The 16,379-nt window shown below is 69.0% G+C and carries 12 protein-coding genes; 6 read left to right on the plus strand and 6 right to left on the minus strand.

All coding sequences use genetic code 11. The annotated features are described in order from the left end of the window. Positions 1-235 precede the first annotated feature (235 nt). From CV1CTNOD_RS08340 to CV1CTNOD_RS08355, 4 genes are all read right to left on the minus strand, one after another. Positions 236-1,030 carry a methyltransferase domain-containing protein gene (locus CV1CTNOD_RS08340; RefSeq protein ID WP_131785634.1) on the minus strand — a complete coding sequence of 265 codons (795 nt, stop codon included), beginning with the start codon at positions 1,028-1,030 and terminating at the stop codon, positions 236-238. A 53-nt stretch (positions 1,031-1,083) separates the two neighbouring features. Further along, positions 1,084-1,932: a transglutaminase family protein gene (locus tag CV1CTNOD_RS08345; protein ID WP_131785575.1), complete on the minus strand. Its 849-nt coding sequence runs from the start codon at positions 1,930-1,932 to the stop codon at positions 1,084-1,086. A 108-nt stretch (positions 1,933-2,040) separates the two neighbouring features. Next, positions 2,041-2,985: an alpha-E domain-containing protein gene (locus CV1CTNOD_RS08350; RefSeq protein ID WP_131785576.1), complete on the minus strand. Its 945-nt coding sequence runs from the start codon at positions 2,983-2,985 to the stop codon at positions 2,041-2,043. Next, a complete protein-coding gene (locus tag CV1CTNOD_RS08355; RefSeq protein ID WP_131785577.1) occupies positions 2,979-4,643 on the minus strand; it encodes a circularly permuted type 2 ATP-grasp protein in 1,665 nt (554 codons plus the stop codon). The genes CV1CTNOD_RS08350 and CV1CTNOD_RS08355 overlap by 7 nt, the downstream gene beginning before the upstream one ends. 191 nt (positions 4,644-4,834) lie before the next feature. Between CV1CTNOD_RS08355 and CV1CTNOD_RS08360 the strand changes: the two genes are divergently transcribed. Next, positions 4,835-6,448, plus strand: a complete 1,614-nt coding sequence (locus CV1CTNOD_RS08360; protein ID WP_131785578.1) for an ABC-F family ATP-binding cassette domain-containing protein — start codon at positions 4,835-4,837, stop codon at positions 6,446-6,448. Positions 6,449-6,575: 127 nt separating this feature from the next. Next, a complete protein-coding gene (locus CV1CTNOD_RS08365) occupies positions 6,576-7,550 on the plus strand; it encodes a cation diffusion facilitator family transporter (RefSeq protein ID WP_131785579.1) in 975 nt (324 codons plus the stop codon). Positions 7,551-7,643: 93 nt separating this feature from the next. Here the strand turns inward: CV1CTNOD_RS08365 and CV1CTNOD_RS08370 are convergent, their stop codons facing one another. Then, positions 7,644-9,116 carry a hypothetical protein gene (locus tag CV1CTNOD_RS08370; protein WP_131785580.1) on the minus strand — a complete coding sequence of 491 codons (1,473 nt, stop codon included), beginning with the start codon at positions 9,114-9,116 and terminating at the stop codon, positions 7,644-7,646. Between the two features lie 661 nt (positions 9,117-9,777). On the opposite strand from CV1CTNOD_RS08370, the gene CV1CTNOD_RS08375 reads away from it, so the two are divergent. From CV1CTNOD_RS08375 to CV1CTNOD_RS08385, 3 genes are all read left to right on the plus strand, one after another. After that, entirely contained in the window at positions 9,778-9,996 is a 219-nt protein-coding gene (locus CV1CTNOD_RS08375; RefSeq protein ID WP_131766260.1) for a helix-turn-helix domain-containing protein, read from the plus strand. 2 nt (positions 9,997-9,998) lie between these two features. Beyond that, positions 9,999-10,808: an enoyl-CoA hydratase/isomerase family protein gene (locus tag CV1CTNOD_RS08380; RefSeq protein ID WP_131785581.1), complete on the plus strand. Its 810-nt coding sequence runs from the start codon at positions 9,999-10,001 to the stop codon at positions 10,806-10,808. 212 nt (positions 10,809-11,020) lie between these two features. After that, positions 11,021-13,090, plus strand: a complete 2,070-nt coding sequence (locus tag CV1CTNOD_RS08385; RefSeq protein ID WP_131785582.1) for an ABC transporter ATP-binding protein — start codon at positions 11,021-11,023, stop codon at positions 13,088-13,090. Between the two features lie 153 nt (positions 13,091-13,243). On the opposite strand, the gene CV1CTNOD_RS24560 is transcribed toward CV1CTNOD_RS08385, so the two are convergent. Continuing rightward, complete coding sequence (locus tag CV1CTNOD_RS24560) at positions 13,244-13,390, minus strand: hypothetical protein (RefSeq protein ID WP_165485385.1); 147 nt, start codon at positions 13,388-13,390, stop codon at positions 13,244-13,246. Positions 13,391-13,656: 266 nt separating this feature from the next. On the opposite strand from CV1CTNOD_RS24560, the gene pyk reads away from it, so the two are divergent. Then, on the plus strand, positions 13,657-15,072 hold the full coding sequence (gene pyk / locus CV1CTNOD_RS08390; protein ID WP_131785583.1) for a pyruvate kinase: 1,416 nt from the start codon (positions 13,657-13,659) through the stop codon (positions 15,070-15,072). The last annotated feature ends 1,307 nt before the right edge of the window (positions 15,073-16,379 follow it).

A 16,379-nucleotide genomic window follows, 5' to 3' on the forward strand; every position in this document is an offset into this window, starting at 1 on the left:
TATTTAATCGTGGAAACTTCCGGCGCAGGACACTAGAGTCGTGACCGGGAAAGTTCACCGTCTACCCGACCACACCGCTTCGGTGACAGGGCGACCCTCCCCACCGGATGCCTTTCTCACTCCGCACACGGGCACGCTTCCGCCGCTGAGCGGCCAGCACGTAGGGGTCTGCCGGAGCCGTGGAGCTGCCGCGCCGTCGGCCATCCGCGAGCGCGACGCGCAGACAACCGGCGGCTCAGTCAGCCTGCGCGGGGTCGTCGGGTGGGACGGCGGTGATGAGTCGCAGTGAGCCGTGGAATTCGGGCTGGTGTCGTAACGCGCCGTAGCGGCGATCCCAGACGCCTGACTCGAGGTCGTCGCGCAGCTGGGCAACGGCGCGTTCGGTGACGTCGGCGTCGACGAAGCCCCACGCGGACTGGGAGCGGCGCACGGCCGGGTCGAGGAACGCCTCCGGGCGGGCGTAGTACGCCTCGGTGAACCCGTCCACGCAGTCGATCGACACCGTGACGGGGGTCACCGTGCTTGTGCCGCCGAGGACTGCGCGGATGTGCCCGATGGCCGGGTAGCGTGGCCGGTCGGCCACGATGAGCTGCGGAACGTAGTCGGCCAGCCAGAACTGGTCGAGGGCGTCGCCGTCGAAGGTGAGCACGACGACCGGTCCGCGGCTGACCCGACGCATCTCCCGCAGCCCGCGGTCGATGTCGGACCACTGGTGGACCGTCACGGTGGCCATCGCCGCGTCGACACTGCCGTCGTCGAGCGGCAGGTCCTCGGCGGCCGCGTCGATCGCGGGGGCAAGGTGACGCGGCCGTTGGGACCGCATCGACGCAGACGGCTCGACCGCGACGACATGGCGGTCGGCCGGTTCGTAGGACCCGGCACCGGCACCCACGTTGAGCACGGTCCGAGCATCGCCGAGCGCGGCGTGGAGCAGGGCCGCGATACGCGGATCGGTACGGCGTTGACGAGCGTAACCACCACCGTGCGCCTCGTAGTCGAAATCCCCCCGATGCGGACAGTCATCGAACAGATCTCCCGGAGCGCCGGTCAGATAGTCACACGTCCTGTTTCGATCCAACAATTCTAGCTCAGGCGGGTTACTGCGACCGTGACTCCCAGTGACGTTGATGTGCCGCCGGAGTAGACGCCGAGCAGGGGGGAGACGTCGTTGTAGTCTCGGCCGCGGGCCACGACCACATGCCGCTCGCCGGCGGCGACACCGTTGGTCGGGTCGAAACCCCACCAGTCACCGAGCCAGCCCTCCACCCATGCGTGGCTCTGGCCGACAACGGTCTCGCCGACCGCGGCGTCCGCGGACGGGTGCAGGTAGCCGGAGACGTACCGGGCCGGCAGGCCGGCGGCCCGCAGCAGGACCAGAGCCAGGTGGGCGAAGTCCTGGCAGACGCCCTCACCCTGCTGCCACGCATCCACCGCGGACGTGTGCACGCCGGTCGTGCCGGGCCGGTAGGTCAGGCGCTGCCGGATCCATTCGCCGACGGCCGGAACGAACTCGGCCGGGGTGTGGTGGTGCGCGGCGAGTTCGCGGGCCGCGTCGACAAGCTCCGGATGGTCCGGAGCGAACCGGCTCGGGCGGATGAACTCGACGAACCGGTCCGTGACCGGCTCGTCGGCAAGGGCCTGCCAGCTCGGCCCACTGTCCGGTCTCGGCCGGGCGGAGGCGGTCCGGACCACCGACCGGCCGGTGACGACGAGCTCGGTGTGCGGGGTGTGGACGTCGAACGCGGTGACCTGCGTGCCCCAGTAGTCCCAGTAACGGTAGGTGGCCGCGGCCGGTTCGGTACGCACGCTCGCCTCGAGGGTGAGCTGGCCGGAGGCGGTCTGCGGGATGATCCGGGCTTCGTTGTACGAGGAGATCACCGGGGCCGCGTACCGGTAGCCGGTGGAGTGCTCGATCCGGACCTGCCAGCTCACCGATCCACCTTCATGCCGGTACCGCCTTCACGTCCGCCGTCATACGGTGCCGCCTTCACGCCCGCCGTCATGTTCGGTTTCATGCTGATACCGTCCTGGTGCTCGGTTTCATGCCGGTACCTCCGTCGCCCACGATCGTGGTGCGTCACGGGCGAAGTACCGGTGCGTGACCGCCTCGCTGACCGTGGAGCAGGTGCGTTGCAGGGATACCAGCAGGTCGGGCATGTCGTCGACCAGTTCGTCCACGCTGCGGAACTCAAGTTCGGTGCGGGCCCGCCCGACGATGCGGCGGGCCATGTCGTCCACGGTGAACCGGGCTTCGCGGCGGGTGCCGTCGAGCTCGGCCAGGATCTGCTCGGCCATGGACAGCGACCAGTACACCGACCGCGGGAACAGCCGGTCCAGCAGCAGGAACTCGGCGACGCGCGCGGAGTCCACAGCCCGCCGGTAGGTCCGCAGGTACGCCTCGTGCGCTCCGCAGGACCGCAGCAGGCTCACCCAGCTCTGGGCCGCGGGATCCTCGCTGATGCTCGACGACAGTAGCCGGGCGGTCATGTCGACCCGCTCGAGGCTGCGCCCCAGGATGAGGAAGCGCCATCCGTCGTCGCGGGCGAGGGTGGCGTCGACCAGGCCCGCGAGCATCGCCGTCCGCTCCCTGATGTACCGGAAGAAGACGTGCGGGCCGAGCCGGCGCGCGAGCTGTTCGGAGTGCGGCAGGTCGTTCCAGGTCGCGTTCAGGCACTCCCAGACCTCGCTGGACACGACGTCGCGGGCGCCGCGGGCGTTCTCCCTGGCCGCGCAGACCGCGCCGGTGATGCTGGACGGGTTGCCCGGGTCGAACGCGAGCAGTTCGGTGACCTGCCGTGAATCCGCGGTGACCTCAGGTGCGGACATTCCCATGATGGCCAGCAGTTCCCGGCCGGCTGAGGTCTCGTCCAGCCACGGGTCCTCCAGCACCCGTTGGACGTGGACGTCGAGGATGCGGGCGGTGTGTTCGGCGCGTTCGGAGTAGCGGCCGATCCAGAACAGCGATTCGGCGATGCGGCTCAGCATGCGGCGGGTCCGCTCACGGGGCTGGCCCGGTCGCAAACAACCCCTGTTCGCGGACGTCCCCGTTGCTGTTGCTGCCACTCCTGTTGTTGTTGTTGCTGTTGTTGCTGTTGCCGCTGTTGCTGGTCGGACGACGCGAACGGGCCGACGTCGGGACCGTCGGCGACCTGTGGCGCGCTGCCCGGCTGCCGGCTTCGGGGCGAGACGCTCTCCCGGCTGGACTCCGGCGAGGCCAGGACCCAGGTGTCCTTGGAACCGCCGCCCTGGCTGGAGTTGACCACGAGGCTGCCTCGGGGCAGCGCGACCCTGGTCAGCCCGCCCGGCAGCACCCACACCTTGGAGCCGTCGTTGACCGCGAACGGACGCAGGTCCACATGGCGTGGTCCGAGCCGGTCACCGGCGAGCGTGGGCGAGGTCGACAGCCGCACGACCCGCTGGGCGATCCAGCTGCGCGGGTCGGCTTCGATCTTCAGCCGCAACGCGTCGAGCTCCGCCGCGGACGCCTGCTCGCCGATGACGATGCCCTTGCCGCCGGAACCGTCCACCGGCTTGAGTACGAGCTGGTCGAGGTGGCCGAGCACGTGGTCGCGCTGGTCGGGGTCTTCCAGGCGGTAGGTGTCGACGTTGGCCAGGATCGGTTCCTCACCGAGGTAGTACCGGATGAGGTCGGGGACGTAGGTGTACATCAGCTTGTCGTCGGCGACCCCGTTACCCACCGCGTTGGCGATGGTGACCCGGCCGGCCCGGGCGGCGTTGAGCAGCCCGGCGCAGCCGACCACCGATTCGGGGCGGAAGTGCAGTGGGTCCAGCCACTCGTCGTCGATCCGGCGGTAGACGACGTGGACGGGCCGGTCACCTTCTGTCGTGCGCATGGTGACGTTGTTGTTGCGTACCGTCAGATCTCGTCCTTCGACGAGCTCGACGCCCATCTGCCGGGCGAGCAGAGCGTGCTCGAAATACGCCGAGTTGTACACCCCCGGTGTCAGAACGACCACGATTGGATCGGCGACATCGGGCGGTGCGGCCGCCCGCAGCGCGTGCAGCAGATGGGCGGCGTAGTCCGAGACCGGGCGGACCCGGTGGGTGGCGAACAGTTCGGGGAAGACCCGGGTCATCGCCCGCCGGTTCTCGACCACGTAGCTGACCCCGGACGGCACCCGCACGTTGTCCTCGAGGACCCGGAAACCACCCTCCTCGTCGCGTATCAGGTCGATGCCGCTGACATGCGCGCGGACCCCGTTCGGTGGGTCGATGCCATGCGCCGCGCGGTGGAAGTGCGCGCTGGAGAGCACCAGCCGGCGGGGGACGACACCGTCATGCAGGACCTCCGCACGCCCGTAGACGTCGGTGAGGAACGCCTCCAACGTCCGGACGCGCTGGGTGACTCCGCGCTCGATGACGTCCCATTCGGAGTTGTCCAGCAGGCGTGGGACGAGGTCCAGCGGAAAGGGCCGTTCCTCCCCGAAGAGGTTGAAGGTGATACCGGCGTCCCGGAACGCCCGGTCGAGGGCGGCCTTGCGGCCCGCGAGGTCGCTGCTGCTCAGCGGCCGTAGGGCGTCGTAGAGCGAGGCGTACAGCGCCCGAGGGGTGTCCGGGGCTTCGAACACCTCGTCCCACGCCTGCGTGGCCTGGGCCGCATACCCTTCAAACAGGTCCGCCACACTGTGAGAGCCTAGGTTGCCCGTGTTACCACTACATGACGTTGTTCTGGCCCCGACGGCACGGAAGTGACCATCATGGCTTTGGCCGCGGGTCGTGGGATGGATCCGTGTGTGTGCCAGGCGGGCAACCGTAGTCTGAGATTGCCGGTCGCTCCAAGTTTGCCGTCGTTCCTGGAAGGCCACGTACACCAATGATCATTGTGTCCGATCTCGAGCTGCGCGCGGGCGCTCGCACCCTCGTCGAAGCGGTGTCGTTCCGTATCCAGCCCGGTGACCGGATCGGGCTCGTCGGACGCAACGGAGCGGGCAAGACGACGCTGCTGAAGACGTTGGCCCGCGAGACCCTGCCGTTCGCCGGAAAGGTGGACGTCCGCGGCGACCTCGGCTACCTTCCGCAGGATCCCCGTAGCGGTGACCCCGCTGACACCGTCCGCGACCGGGTGTTGTCCGCCCGCGGTCTCGACGCGCTGCTGCGCGAGATGGAGAAGCTCCAGCTGGAAATGGCCGAGCTGGTCGACGAGGCCGCCCGCGACGTGGCCATCCGGCGGTACGGCCGGCTGGAGGAACGTTTCGGCACCCTCGGCGGGTACGCGGCCGAGGCCGAGGCGGCCCGGATCTGCTCGGCGTTGGGGCTTGCGGAAAGGGTGCTCGCCCAGCAGTTGGAGACGCTCTCCGGAGGCCAGCGCCGCCGGGTGGAACTCGCCCGCATCCTGTTCGCCGGAGCCGGTGACAACGAGGCGACCCTGCTGCTCGACGAGCCCACCAACCACCTCGACGCCGACTCGATCGTCTGGCTGCGCGAGTTCCTGCGCTCCCACGACAGCGGACTGGTCGTGGTCAGCCACGACGTCGACCTGCTGGACCGCTGCGTGAACAAGGTCTTCTACCTCGACGCCACCCGCGCGGCCCTGGACGTCTACAACGTCAACTGGAAGACGTACCTGTCCCAGCGGGAGCTCGACGAGCGCCGCCGCCGCCGCGAGCGAGCCAACGCAGAGAAGAAGATCGACGCGCTCAAGGCGCAGGCCGACAAGATGCGGGCCAAGGCGACCAAGGCCCGCGCGGCTCACCAGATGGATCGCCGGGCCGAGCGGCTCGCCGCCGGACTGGCCGAGGTGCGGGTCGCCGACCGGGTCGCCAAGCTGCGCTTCCCCGACCCGGCGCCGTGCGGGCGGACCCCGCTGACCGCCACCGGGCTGTCGAAGTCCTACGGGTCGCTGGAGGTCTTCGCCGGGGTGGACCTCGCGATCGACCGCGGCGCGCGGGTCGTCATCCTCGGTCTCAACGGCGCCGGCAAGACCACGCTGCTGCGGATGCTCGCGGGCGTGGAGTCCCCGGACACCGGAGAGGTCCACCACGGTCACGGGCTTCGGCTGGGCTACTACGCCCAGGAGCATGAGACCCTGGACACCGACCGCTCGGTGCTGGACAACATGCGCGCGGCCGCGCCCGGCACCTCCGACGTGGAGCTGCGGCGCATCCTCGGTGCCTTCCTGTTCAGCGGTGACAGCGTCTCCCAGCCGGCCGGCACCCTCTCCGGTGGGGAGAAGACCCGGCTGGCGCTGGCGGGGCTCGTGTGCAGCGCCGCCAACGTGCTGTTGCTGGACGAGCCGACCAACAACCTCGACCCGGCGTCCCGCAACGAGGTGCTGGAGGCGCTGGCCACCTTCCGGGGAGCGGTCGTGCTGGTGACCCACGATCCCGGCGCGGTCGAGGCGCTCGCACCCGACAAGGTCCTGATGCTGCCGGACGGCGTCGAGGACTCCTGGTCGCCGGACCTCGCCGAACTGATCACTTTGGCCTGAAGGCCACCTTTGCCCGCAGGCTGTGATCACTGTGGCCTGAAGGACGGTCAGCTGTCCGGCTTGGCACACTGGCCGGGGACGTGCCGGACATCGTCATTGTCGAGGAGTGGTGAGTCAGGGTGATCGCGTGAGCACGGAAGGCGGTACCAAGGCGGTTGCGGCCGCGCTGGTGGCCAATCTGGGGATCGCGGTGGCGAAGTTCGTCGCGTTTCTCCTCACCCGGTCGTCGTCGATGCTGGCCGAGTCCATCCATTCGGTCGCGGACTCGGGCAACCAGGGCCTGCTCCTGCTCGGCAAGCAGCGCGCCACCCGGCCGGCCGATGAGGAGTATCCGTTCGGCTACGGCCGTTCCCGCTATATCGCCGGCTTTCTCGTCGGGATCGTGTTGTTCAGCGTGGGCGGGCTGTTCTCGGTCTACGAGGGTGTGGAGAAGCTGCGCCATCCCCATGAGCTGGACAACGGTGTGGTGGCGGTGGTCGTCCTGCTCGTGGCGATCGGGCTGGAGGCGTTTTCCTTCCATACCGCGATCGGTGAGAGCCGTCAGGTCAAGGGTGACGCCTCGTGGTGGGGCTTCATCCGCACGGCCCGTGCTCCCGAGCTGCCGGTAGTGCTCCTGGAGGACCTGGCCGCGCTGCTGGGCCTCGCGCTCGCTCTGGGGGGTGTGGGTCTGACCCTCGTGACCGACGATCCGATCTGGGACGGCGCGGGCACCCTCGCCATCGGGATCCTGCTGCTCGTGGTGGCCGTCATCGTGGCGGCGGAGACCCAGGCGATGCTGGTCGGGGAGGCCGCGACCCCGGCCATGGTCGCGGTTATCCGCGACGTCCTCGCGGACTCACCGCACATCACCGACGTCATCCACGTGCGCACACTGCACCTGGGACCGGACGAGCTGCTCGTCGCGGCGAAGATCGGGTTGGACGTGGAGCTGACCGTGCCCACCGTCGCGGGCGCGATCAACGACGCCGAGGCCCGGCTGCGTGCCGCGGTGCCCATCGCACGCCGGATCTACCTGGAACCGGACCTGCTCCGTCTGCCGGAGGAGGAACCCGCCGAGAACGGATCCGCGCCGGCGCAGGCCAGCGCTCCGCCGGGGCACTGAAGCCGCCCGCCCCTGGACGCGGTTCAGTCCGGTTCCGTTCAGTCCGGTCCCGTTCCGTCCTGTCCGGGTCGGTCCGCGCTCCGGGACGGGACGTCACAACGGGCCGGACGGGCCGATCTCGACGACGGTCTGGGCGACAATCGCGGTGAGCGCACCGAGACCGGCCAGACCCAGGGGCAGGGCTCCGGCACGGACGATGTCACCCGGGCCGTCCGGGCGTGGATTCGGTGCCAACGCCGGTACCACCAGCCAGCAGTAGAACGGCAGCCAGGACCGCTCCAACGTCGTGGCGGCAAGCCCGGTGACCATGCCGAACAGGATCGCGGGGACCGCGCCCACCAGGAACGGCCAGCCGGGTGTGAGCCGGACGCGCCGGGCGGCTCGAACGATCATCGGTCCGCACGCGACCAACACGACCGCGAGCCCGACCGGAAGGCGGGTGACCGACCCCGGGAGCGTCGCCGCGCCGACCCGGGTGACCTGCATGGCTGCTTGAGCAGCCTGCTCGCGGGCCACGGCCAGCCCGTCCGGCCACGAAAAGCCCCACAGTGACATCAGTGACAGCGGCACCAGGAAACATCCACCGGTGATCACGTTGAGCAGCGGCCGGCGGCGGATGAAGTACGTGGCGGCGACCACCGCCCCGAGCCAGGGCATCGCGTAGCTGAACAGCGTGGCCACACCGAACAGCAGTCCGCACGCCGCCGCCCACCACAGCCGCCGCCCCGGTTCCGAGCCGACGACCCCGAGCGTGACGAAGGCGGCGCCAACGGCCGCGGTCACCCCGTCCACCGATGCGGCCATCCACAGCGCCCATGGCGCGAGTACCAGAACCGGGACGAGACGGCGGGCGGCGGTCTCATGGCACAACGACCGGACCGCGATTGCGACGAGGGGGACCGTGGCCGCGCTCAGGGCCGTCAGGACGATCCCGAGGGCGGTCGGGGTGGTGATCCCCAGCCGGGCCAGCGTCCACACCAGCAGCGCCGGCCCAGGGGGGTGGGCTCGCGTGCCGTAGCTGTAGGTGCCGGCGTGCTCGGTGAACGTCCGCAGCAAGGCCGTCGGATCGGTTTCGGCCGCGCCCAGCTCCGGCAGGTGGCCGTCGCTGGCTGTGAACGTGCTGACCGCGAGTGCGCCGGCAGGGCCCGACCGTGCGTTCCCTGCCGCCAGCGCCACGATCCAGCCCAACGCCGCCCCGTAACCGGTGACGAGGAGCGGGACCCAGCGCAGCCGGGTGTGGACGCCGCGCCATGCCGCGATGAGGACCACGGCTGCCACCGCCGGGGCAAGCAGGGACACCGGGGAGACGCCGGGGCGTCGATTCGCGGTGAACGGCAGCCCGGCGAACGTGGTCGGCAGGGGCTCCCACCCCCGGCCGGCGGCGCGCACCAGCACGGCCAGGCCCAAGCAGGCGACAACCGCGGCGATCCACATTGCGATTTCCGCGGGTTGGGCCGAATCGGCGCCGGTGAACGGCAGGCGTGCCATGCGCCCATGGATACCCGACCGCCCGCTGTCGGTCGGCCCGTTACCCGATGGTGCGGCGGCAATCGGGACGTCAGCCACCTTCACCGTGGCCCGGGGAGCTGAGCCAAGGACAGCGCGGGAAAAACATGATCGCGCTGCCTTTGGCCCTCTGGTGACCCAGGGACCTGGGTCTCCGGCAGCGCGGGAAAAACATGATCGCGCTGCCTTTGGCCCTTTAGGCAGCCCTCGATCGCCTCGCGATGGACGGGGAGCGATGAAGCGAGGTGTCGGCCGGCGCCAGCAGACCCCGGACGAATTTCCGGGGATGGCCACGGTGACGACCACTTAGCCTGCTCCTCCGGCGTGATGACCACATATGCACCGTAACCAGGCCGGCAGCGCGCCGTTCGGCTGGTGCACGATGTCCCTCGGCGCGGATTCGCCGGTGTTCGCCGGGCGGTGTTCGGCGTGACGCGCCGAAGCCCTTGTCGGTCCAGGTAGGGGCTACTGGGGACACTGGTCGTCATGACGTTGCTGGACGCGCCGTTTCTCCCGGTCCGACCGGTGAAATGACGGGAGTCTCGTGGTCGTGCGTTGTTGTTCCAGTGGCGGGAGGAAGAGAAAGGCTCGACGGATCTGCCGAGGGGCGATCGGGCTCGTGAAGGAGATCGTGTGATGGATCACATGCACTTCGAGTGGCGCGTTCACCGCAACTGAGTGAAGATCGGTTCGCAGATCATCTATCACGGAGGGGGCCACATTGGCCGAGCTTAGGAAAGGAACCCGGATCACCGGCGCGGAGCGCGACAAGCTTGCATCAGAGCTTCGGAAGAAGTACGAGGCAGGGCAGAGCATCCGTCTCCTCGCCGAGTCGTCGGGCCGTTCGTACGGGTTTGTTCACCGGATCCTCTCGGAGTCCGGTACGACTCTGCGGGGCCGGGGCGGCGCTACCCGAGGCAGTAAGAAAAAGAGCGTCTGATCATGTTGGTGCCGGCCGCCGCCGACCCGGCGGCGGCCGGTCTGGCGCTGGCGATCGATGGTCCGAGGGCGACCATCGCCGTCGATCGCCAGGATCACGTCGCTGTGCGCGCACCCGCCCTGTCCGCCTCGCTGCGCACCGCGCTGGCCGGCATCGGACGATCTTTGCCTGGCAGCATCCGGCTCGTGGTTCTTCGGATCATCGGCGGCTCGCCGCCGTCCGGTCATGGCCGGTCCGGACCGGCCGAAGAGCAACCGGCCGAGGGCCAGTGGTCTGACGACCAAAAGGTTGAAGAGCAACCGGCTCACCACAACGCGGGGGCGGTCGCCGAATGGCAGGCCGCACTCGGCTGGTTGTCCCGCCATGACCTGTTCAGTGTCGCGGTCGTCAGTGGGTACGCCGTTGACGCTCTTCGCCTGGCGATCGCCTGCGATCTGCGGGTTGTCTGCGATGACGCGTACCTGTCCCTGCCCGGAATCCACCACGGCCGTATCCCGGCGCTGGGGGTCTCCCGGGCTCTGGTCGACCTGGTCGGCTACGGCCGCGCGCTGGATCTGTGTGTGACCGGGCGCGGGCTGTCCGGCGCGCAGGCTCAGGCCGTGGGGCTTGCGGACCGGCTGGCCGCCCCTGCCGATCTCGACCGGGCGGTGGAGGAGCTTGTCGCCGCCCTGCTTGCGGCTCCGCGTGAGACGGCCGTCGAGGTCAAGGCGTTGCTGCTGCACAGCCGTGAGCGGTCCAGACCGGATCAGTTACGCGCGGAGCGTGATGCCCAGCTGCGCTGCTCGCCGACGCCGGCCGGGTCATCCGGGTGAAGTGTCTGCGGTGAGTCATCTCCGCACCGGTCAGCCGATCCTGACTCGATCCCGATCCCGATCCCGATCCTGACTCGATCTCGATTCAGGCCCGATCTCGACCCGATTCCGGCCTCGGCCCTGTGGTCGAGATCATGGTGAGGGAACGATTCTTTGCTACTTTCGCTTACATTGTTACAGTGTAAGCAGGAGCGAACTTCGGGGGTCTACTGATGAGATTCGTCGAGGGCGGGCCGCCCATCAGCGCGAGGGCCTTCCAGCGTGACCGCTCGATCGCCCACCAGAAACTGCGGCCGGGCACCCTGCGCAGGATCGTCGGGTTTGCGCGCCCGTACCGGAGGATGCTCGCCGGCTTCCTCGTCCTGATCGTCGTCGATGCCGCGCTCGGCGCGACGACTCCGCTGATCTTCAAGGCGATCATCGACAAGGGCATCATCCCCGGACGCGTGGGCGTCGTACAGGCGCTCGCCGCGCTGGTCGGGTTCATCGCCGTCATCAACGCGCTGCTGGCTCTCGCGCAACGGTGGTTCTCCGCGCGCATCGGCGAAGGCCTGATCTTCGACATGCGGGCCCGGCTCTTCGACCACGTCCAGCGCCAGCCGCTGGCGTTCTTCACCCGGACCCAGACGGGCGCTTTGATCTCCCGGCTGAACAACGACGTCCTGGGGGCCCAGTCGGCCTTCACCGGCACGCTGTCCTCGGTCCTGTCCAACGTCGTGTCCGTCGGTTTCGTCCTCGTCGCGATGGTCGTGCTGTCGTGGCAGATCACGATCGTCTCGCTGCTGCTGCTGCCGGTCTTCGTCGTCCCGGCGCGGCTGCTCGGACCGAAGCTCGCCGACCTCACCCGAGAGAGCTACGGGCTCAACGCCGCGATGAACACGGTGATGACCGAACGGTTCAACGTCTCCGGAGCGATGCTCGCCAAGCTCTACGGCCGCCCGTCACGGGAGAACGACGGCTTCACGACCAAGGCCGCCCGGGTCCGCGACATCGGAATCACTCAGGCCATGTACGGCCGGATCTTCTTCGTCTCGCTGACCCTGGTCGCCTCCCTGGCGACCGCGATCGTCTACGGCGTGGGCGGGCGGTTCGCCGCCGAGGGGGCCCTGCAGGTCGGTACCGTCGTCGCGCTGACCTCCTATCTGTCGCGCCTCTACGGCCCGCTGACCCAGCTGTCGAACGTCAACGTCGACGTGATGACCGCCCTGGTCTCCTTCGAGCGGGTTTTCGAGGTGCTCGACCTGCCACCGGCGATCTCCGACCGGCCGGGCGCGGTCGACCTGCCGCCCGGCTCGTCCATGATCGAATTCGACGATGTCGGATTCCGCTACCCGGCCGCGGACGAGGTGTCGCTGGCCTCCCTGGAGTCGGTGGCGGTACTCGACAAGCGTCCGTCCGAGGCCGTCCTGCATCACGTGTCGTTCCGGGCGGAACCCGGCGAGCTGGTCGCGCTGGTCGGGCCGTCCGGAGCCGGCAAGACGACGATCAGCCAGCTGGTGCCCCGCATGTACGACGCGGTCAGCGGCGCGGTTCGGGTCGGTGGTCACGACGTTCGGGACATCACCTTGCGGTCGCTACGGGACGCCGTGGGTGTCGTCACCCAGGACGCGCACCTCTTCCACGACACGATCCGAGCGAACCTCGCCTACGCCCGGCCGGAGGCGACGCAGGAGCAGATGTGGGCGGCTATGGACGCGGCCCAGATCGGCGCTGTCGTGCGGGCGCTGCCCGACGGTCTGGACACGGTCGTCGGTGACCGTGGCTACCGGCTCTCCGGTGGTGAGAAGCAGCGGCTCGCCATCGCCCGGTTGCTGCTCAAGGAGCCTTCGATCGTCGTCCTGGACGAGGCCACCGCCCATCTCGACAGCGAGTCCGAAGCAGCCGTCCAGCAGGCCCTGGCCACCGCGCTGGCCGGTCGGACGTCGCTGGTGATCGCCCACCGGCTGTCGACTGTCCGTGACGCCGACAGGATTCTCGTCGTCGAGGACGGACGGTTGGTCGACAGCGGCCGGCACACCGAGCTGCTGGCCCGCGGCGGCTTGTACGCCGAGCTGTACCGCACCCAGTTCGAGACCCAGTTCGAGACCCGGGGCCAGAGCCGGTTCGGCGAGGTCCGGGGGCAGGCCCTGGACGCGGGCCGGGTCGAACCGACCAACAGCGCAGCGATGGCGGACGCCCGGGACCAGGACGTGGTGGACACCGAGAACCGGGACACAGATCGGGGTGAGGCGGAGCGGGACCGCGCAGAGCGGGACGACACGAAGGCCGCCACGGTCGGCTGATCCGGCCGGCGAGGCGGGGCCGGAGGCAACCCGCCTGCCAGGAGCTGGTGGGCGGGCCATCCGGGCTGTTGCGCACAGGTCTTCCGGCCCGCCGTTGCGGACCGCCCGGCGCGCCCGTCCGGGTGGGGCCCGAGTGCCGGGTCGGGGTGCGGTCTATCCCGGCTGTCCCTGCTTGCTGTCAGGTGGTACGCCGTCGGTGAGGTCGTCAGTACTTTCCGTACTCGTCTCGGGGTCTCCGGACGGCAGCGCGATGTCGATGTCGCCGGACGGATGGCGGTGGATCGCCGGGTTTTCGCTCATCTGTCTACCCACCGTGACCTGGGAACTCGCCTGCCCTGCCCGCGACCGGCACGCCGCGTGGAGCGCTCGCGGGGACGTCCGGAGCGGTCGTCACCCCTGCTCCCACGGCGGTGCGGATCGATGTGACAGTACGCCTGCTCGTCGCATAGTGCACCCGGTAAACGGAATAGGGCGTTTTTCCTGTAGATGGAAAACTTTTCGGGTGTCGGCCAGCGGATAGTGGGGTCGGTGTCCGGGCCGCCGGGGTCATTTTCTAGGCTTGTCTCGTGTCTCGCCGCGCGAAAATTGTATGCACACTTGGTCCGGCCACCAGCTCGCCCGACAGGATTCGGGCGCTGGTAGAAGCCGGCATGGACATCGCCCGTCTCAACCTCTCCCATGGCTCCCACGAGCAGCATGCGCAGGCCTACCAGCAGATCCGCGCTGCGGCCGACGCCGTCGGGCGCAGCGTCGGCATCCTCATCGACCTCCAAGGTCCCAAGATCAGACTCGGGAAGTTCGGCTCCGGTCCGGTCACGCTGGTACCCGGCAGCCGGTTCACCATCACAACCGATGACGTGGTCGGTGACCAGCACCGGGTCGGGACGACCTTCTCCGGGCTGACCTCCGACGTCGCCGAGGGCGACCGGATCCTCGTCGACGACGGCCGGCTGGTGCTGGACGTTACCGAGGTCGTCGGCTCCGACGTCCACACCACGGTTGTCGTCGGCGGCCCGGTCAGTGATCACAAGGGGATGAACATCCCGGGTGCGGCCCTCGGCGTGCCCGCGTTGACCGACAAGGACACCGAAGATCTCCGTTTCGGGCTCGGTCTGCCCGCCGACATGATCGCTTTGTCCTTCGTCCGTTCAGCCGCCGACATCGAGAAGGTCCGGGCTGTGATGGACGAGGTCGGGGTGCGCCTGCCCGTCCTAGCCAAGATCGAGAAACCGCAGGCCGTCGACCAGCTCGAGGAGATCGTCGAGGCGTTCGACGGTCTTATGATCGCCCGGGGGGACCTGGGGGTGGAGCTGCCGTTGCAGGTGGTGCCACTGGTGCAGAAGCGCGGCGTGTCGTGGGCACGCGAGCGCGCGAAGCCTGTGATCGTGGCCACCCAGGTGCTGGAGTCGATGGTCCACGCACCCCGGCCCACCCGGGCCGAGGCCAGCGACTGCGCCAACGCGGTTCTGGACGGCGCCGACGCGATCATGCTGTCGGCTGAGACCAGTGTCGGTGAATATCCCATCGAAGCCGTGTCCACGATGGCTCGGATCATCGAGACGGCTGAAACGGACCTTGCTCGAATCCCACCGTTGCGTACTCGTCCGCGTACTGTTGGTGGCGCATTGGCGGAGGCTGCCGCCAATGTCGGCAGTGCCATGGGCGCCCGCTACCTTGTGGCGTTCAGCCAGAGCGGGGACACCGCCCGCCGTCTTGCTCGTTACCGCAGCCCCATCCCGCTGCTGGCCTTCACTCCGGTACCCGCTGTCCGCAGCCAGCTCGCGCTGCTGTGGGGCGTTGAGACCTTCCTGGTCCCGTTCGCGCACAGTACCGACGAGATGGTGCGGCAGGTCGACAGCGCGCTGCTCCAGCTGGAGCGCTGCAAGCCCGGTGAGCTTGTCGTCGTCGTGGCCGGAACCCCGCCCGGCGTGGCCGGGATGACGAACACCATCCGGGTGCACCGGATCGGCGAAGAAGTCTAACCTTCTCCCAAATTGTTGTTTTGCCCCAATTTGGAACCCTGGTGCGCGGGGCTGGTCGTTGTGGTGGGCTTGCCGATCATCTAATGATGATCGGCAAGGGGGATGGTGGGGCTGTTTCACCTGTGATGGCGGGTGTTGCCTCACCCGTGGTGGTTGGACGCTGTTTTCCCGCAATGTGGGGACCCCTGGAGTGCCGGGTCGGTTACCGTGATCGTCAGGGGTTACGATCGGATGTCGACATGGTGAGGATCTGACGCCGGCGCGCTTTGCGGTGTTTGAAGTTTCGTTTTCCGTGTCGGTTGTCGTAATGGATTCGTAGATTGGATGCCGTGGCCACTTGAGATAACTGTGGCCGACCCCGGTTTCCGGGCGGTCGTGGCGCGGGCCGGCGTATCGTGCGGATCACCTGGAGCGATCCCCAGGGGCGGACGTCGGGCCGTAGGGTCTTCCTTGATGAGGATTTTGCTGGAGTCAGGGGTCGGACCGGCGCATGGGCATCCGCGGGCCTTGCGTGAGTGTGTGACCGGTCAGGCGAACGCACGGTAATGTCGTTTACGATACGTTGTATAGCGGCTACTGAGACGGTGCATGTTCCGGATTACGCTGGGCCTGACTCGGCCCAGGTGACCCGGGAGCGTGTGCAATGACCGAACAGCCGCCGCAGCGGTCTCGCCGGACCGACCAGGTTGCTGATATCGCCGGATCCGGTCCGGTCGCGAACCCGTCCGACGGGGAAGGTGCGAACGTCGACGGCGCGAAGAAGGCTTCTGGACGCCCGGCGGATCCGTCCGATCGGCCGAAGGCACCCGCCCCTCCCGCAGCGGGCGCTGCCGCCGGGACGGGCACTCGGCCGACGTCCGGACATTCCCGGGCCCAGCCACCACGTTTTGGCGCCACCGGCGCCGGTACCAGCACCAGCACCAGCACCACCGCCACCGGTACCGCCGGTGCTGGTGCCGCCGACGCTGGTGCCGCCGGCTCCGCACCGCCGTCCGGGGGCCGGCCGTCGCCCGTCCGTCCACCGGCAGATCGCACGTCGGGTGTGTCACAGGGTGAGCGTCCAGCCGCGGCCCCACGTCCCGGAACGACAGCCGGTCCCGCGGGGGCGACCGGCTGGGTACCCGGTCCAACCGGGCAGCGTGCCGGAGCACCGTCCTGGCAGGGGCCTGCCGTGCGGCCGGCCACGCCTCCCGCGGATGGCCGCGTCGCAGGTAGGACCGCTGCTGGCGAGAACCTCACGTCCGGCCCTGCCAGGACGGACGCGTCGAAACAGCCGGCACAACAGCCGGCGGCACAACAGCCGGCGG

It is taken from the genome of Protofrankia symbiont of Coriaria ruscifolia (genome assembly GCF_900634745.1).
GTDB classification, from domain to species: Bacteria; Actinomycetota; Actinomycetes; order Frankiales; family Frankiaceae; genus Protofrankia; species Protofrankia californiensis.

What these genes read in the sequence shown, in the direction of transcription:
- CV1CTNOD_RS08385 (WP_131785582.1), top strand. Translation starts at nt 11,021, where the DNA reads ATGAGATTCGTCGAGGGCGGGCCGCCCATCAGCGCGAGGGCCTTCCAG.
- CV1CTNOD_RS08350 (WP_131785576.1), bottom strand. Translation starts at nt 2,985, where the DNA reads ATGCTGAGCCGCATCGCCGAATCGCTGTTCTGGATCGGCCGCTACTCC.
- CV1CTNOD_RS24560 (WP_165485385.1), bottom strand. Translation starts at nt 13,390, where the DNA reads ATGAGCGAAAACCCGGCGATCCACCGCCATCCGTCCGGCGACATCGAC.
- CV1CTNOD_RS08380 (WP_131785581.1), top strand. Translation starts at nt 9,999, where the DNA reads ATGTTGGTGCCGGCCGCCGCCGACCCGGCGGCGGCCGGTCTGGCGCTG.
- CV1CTNOD_RS08360 (WP_131785578.1), top strand. Translation starts at nt 4,835, where the DNA reads ATGATCATTGTGTCCGATCTCGAGCTGCGCGCGGGCGCTCGCACCCTC.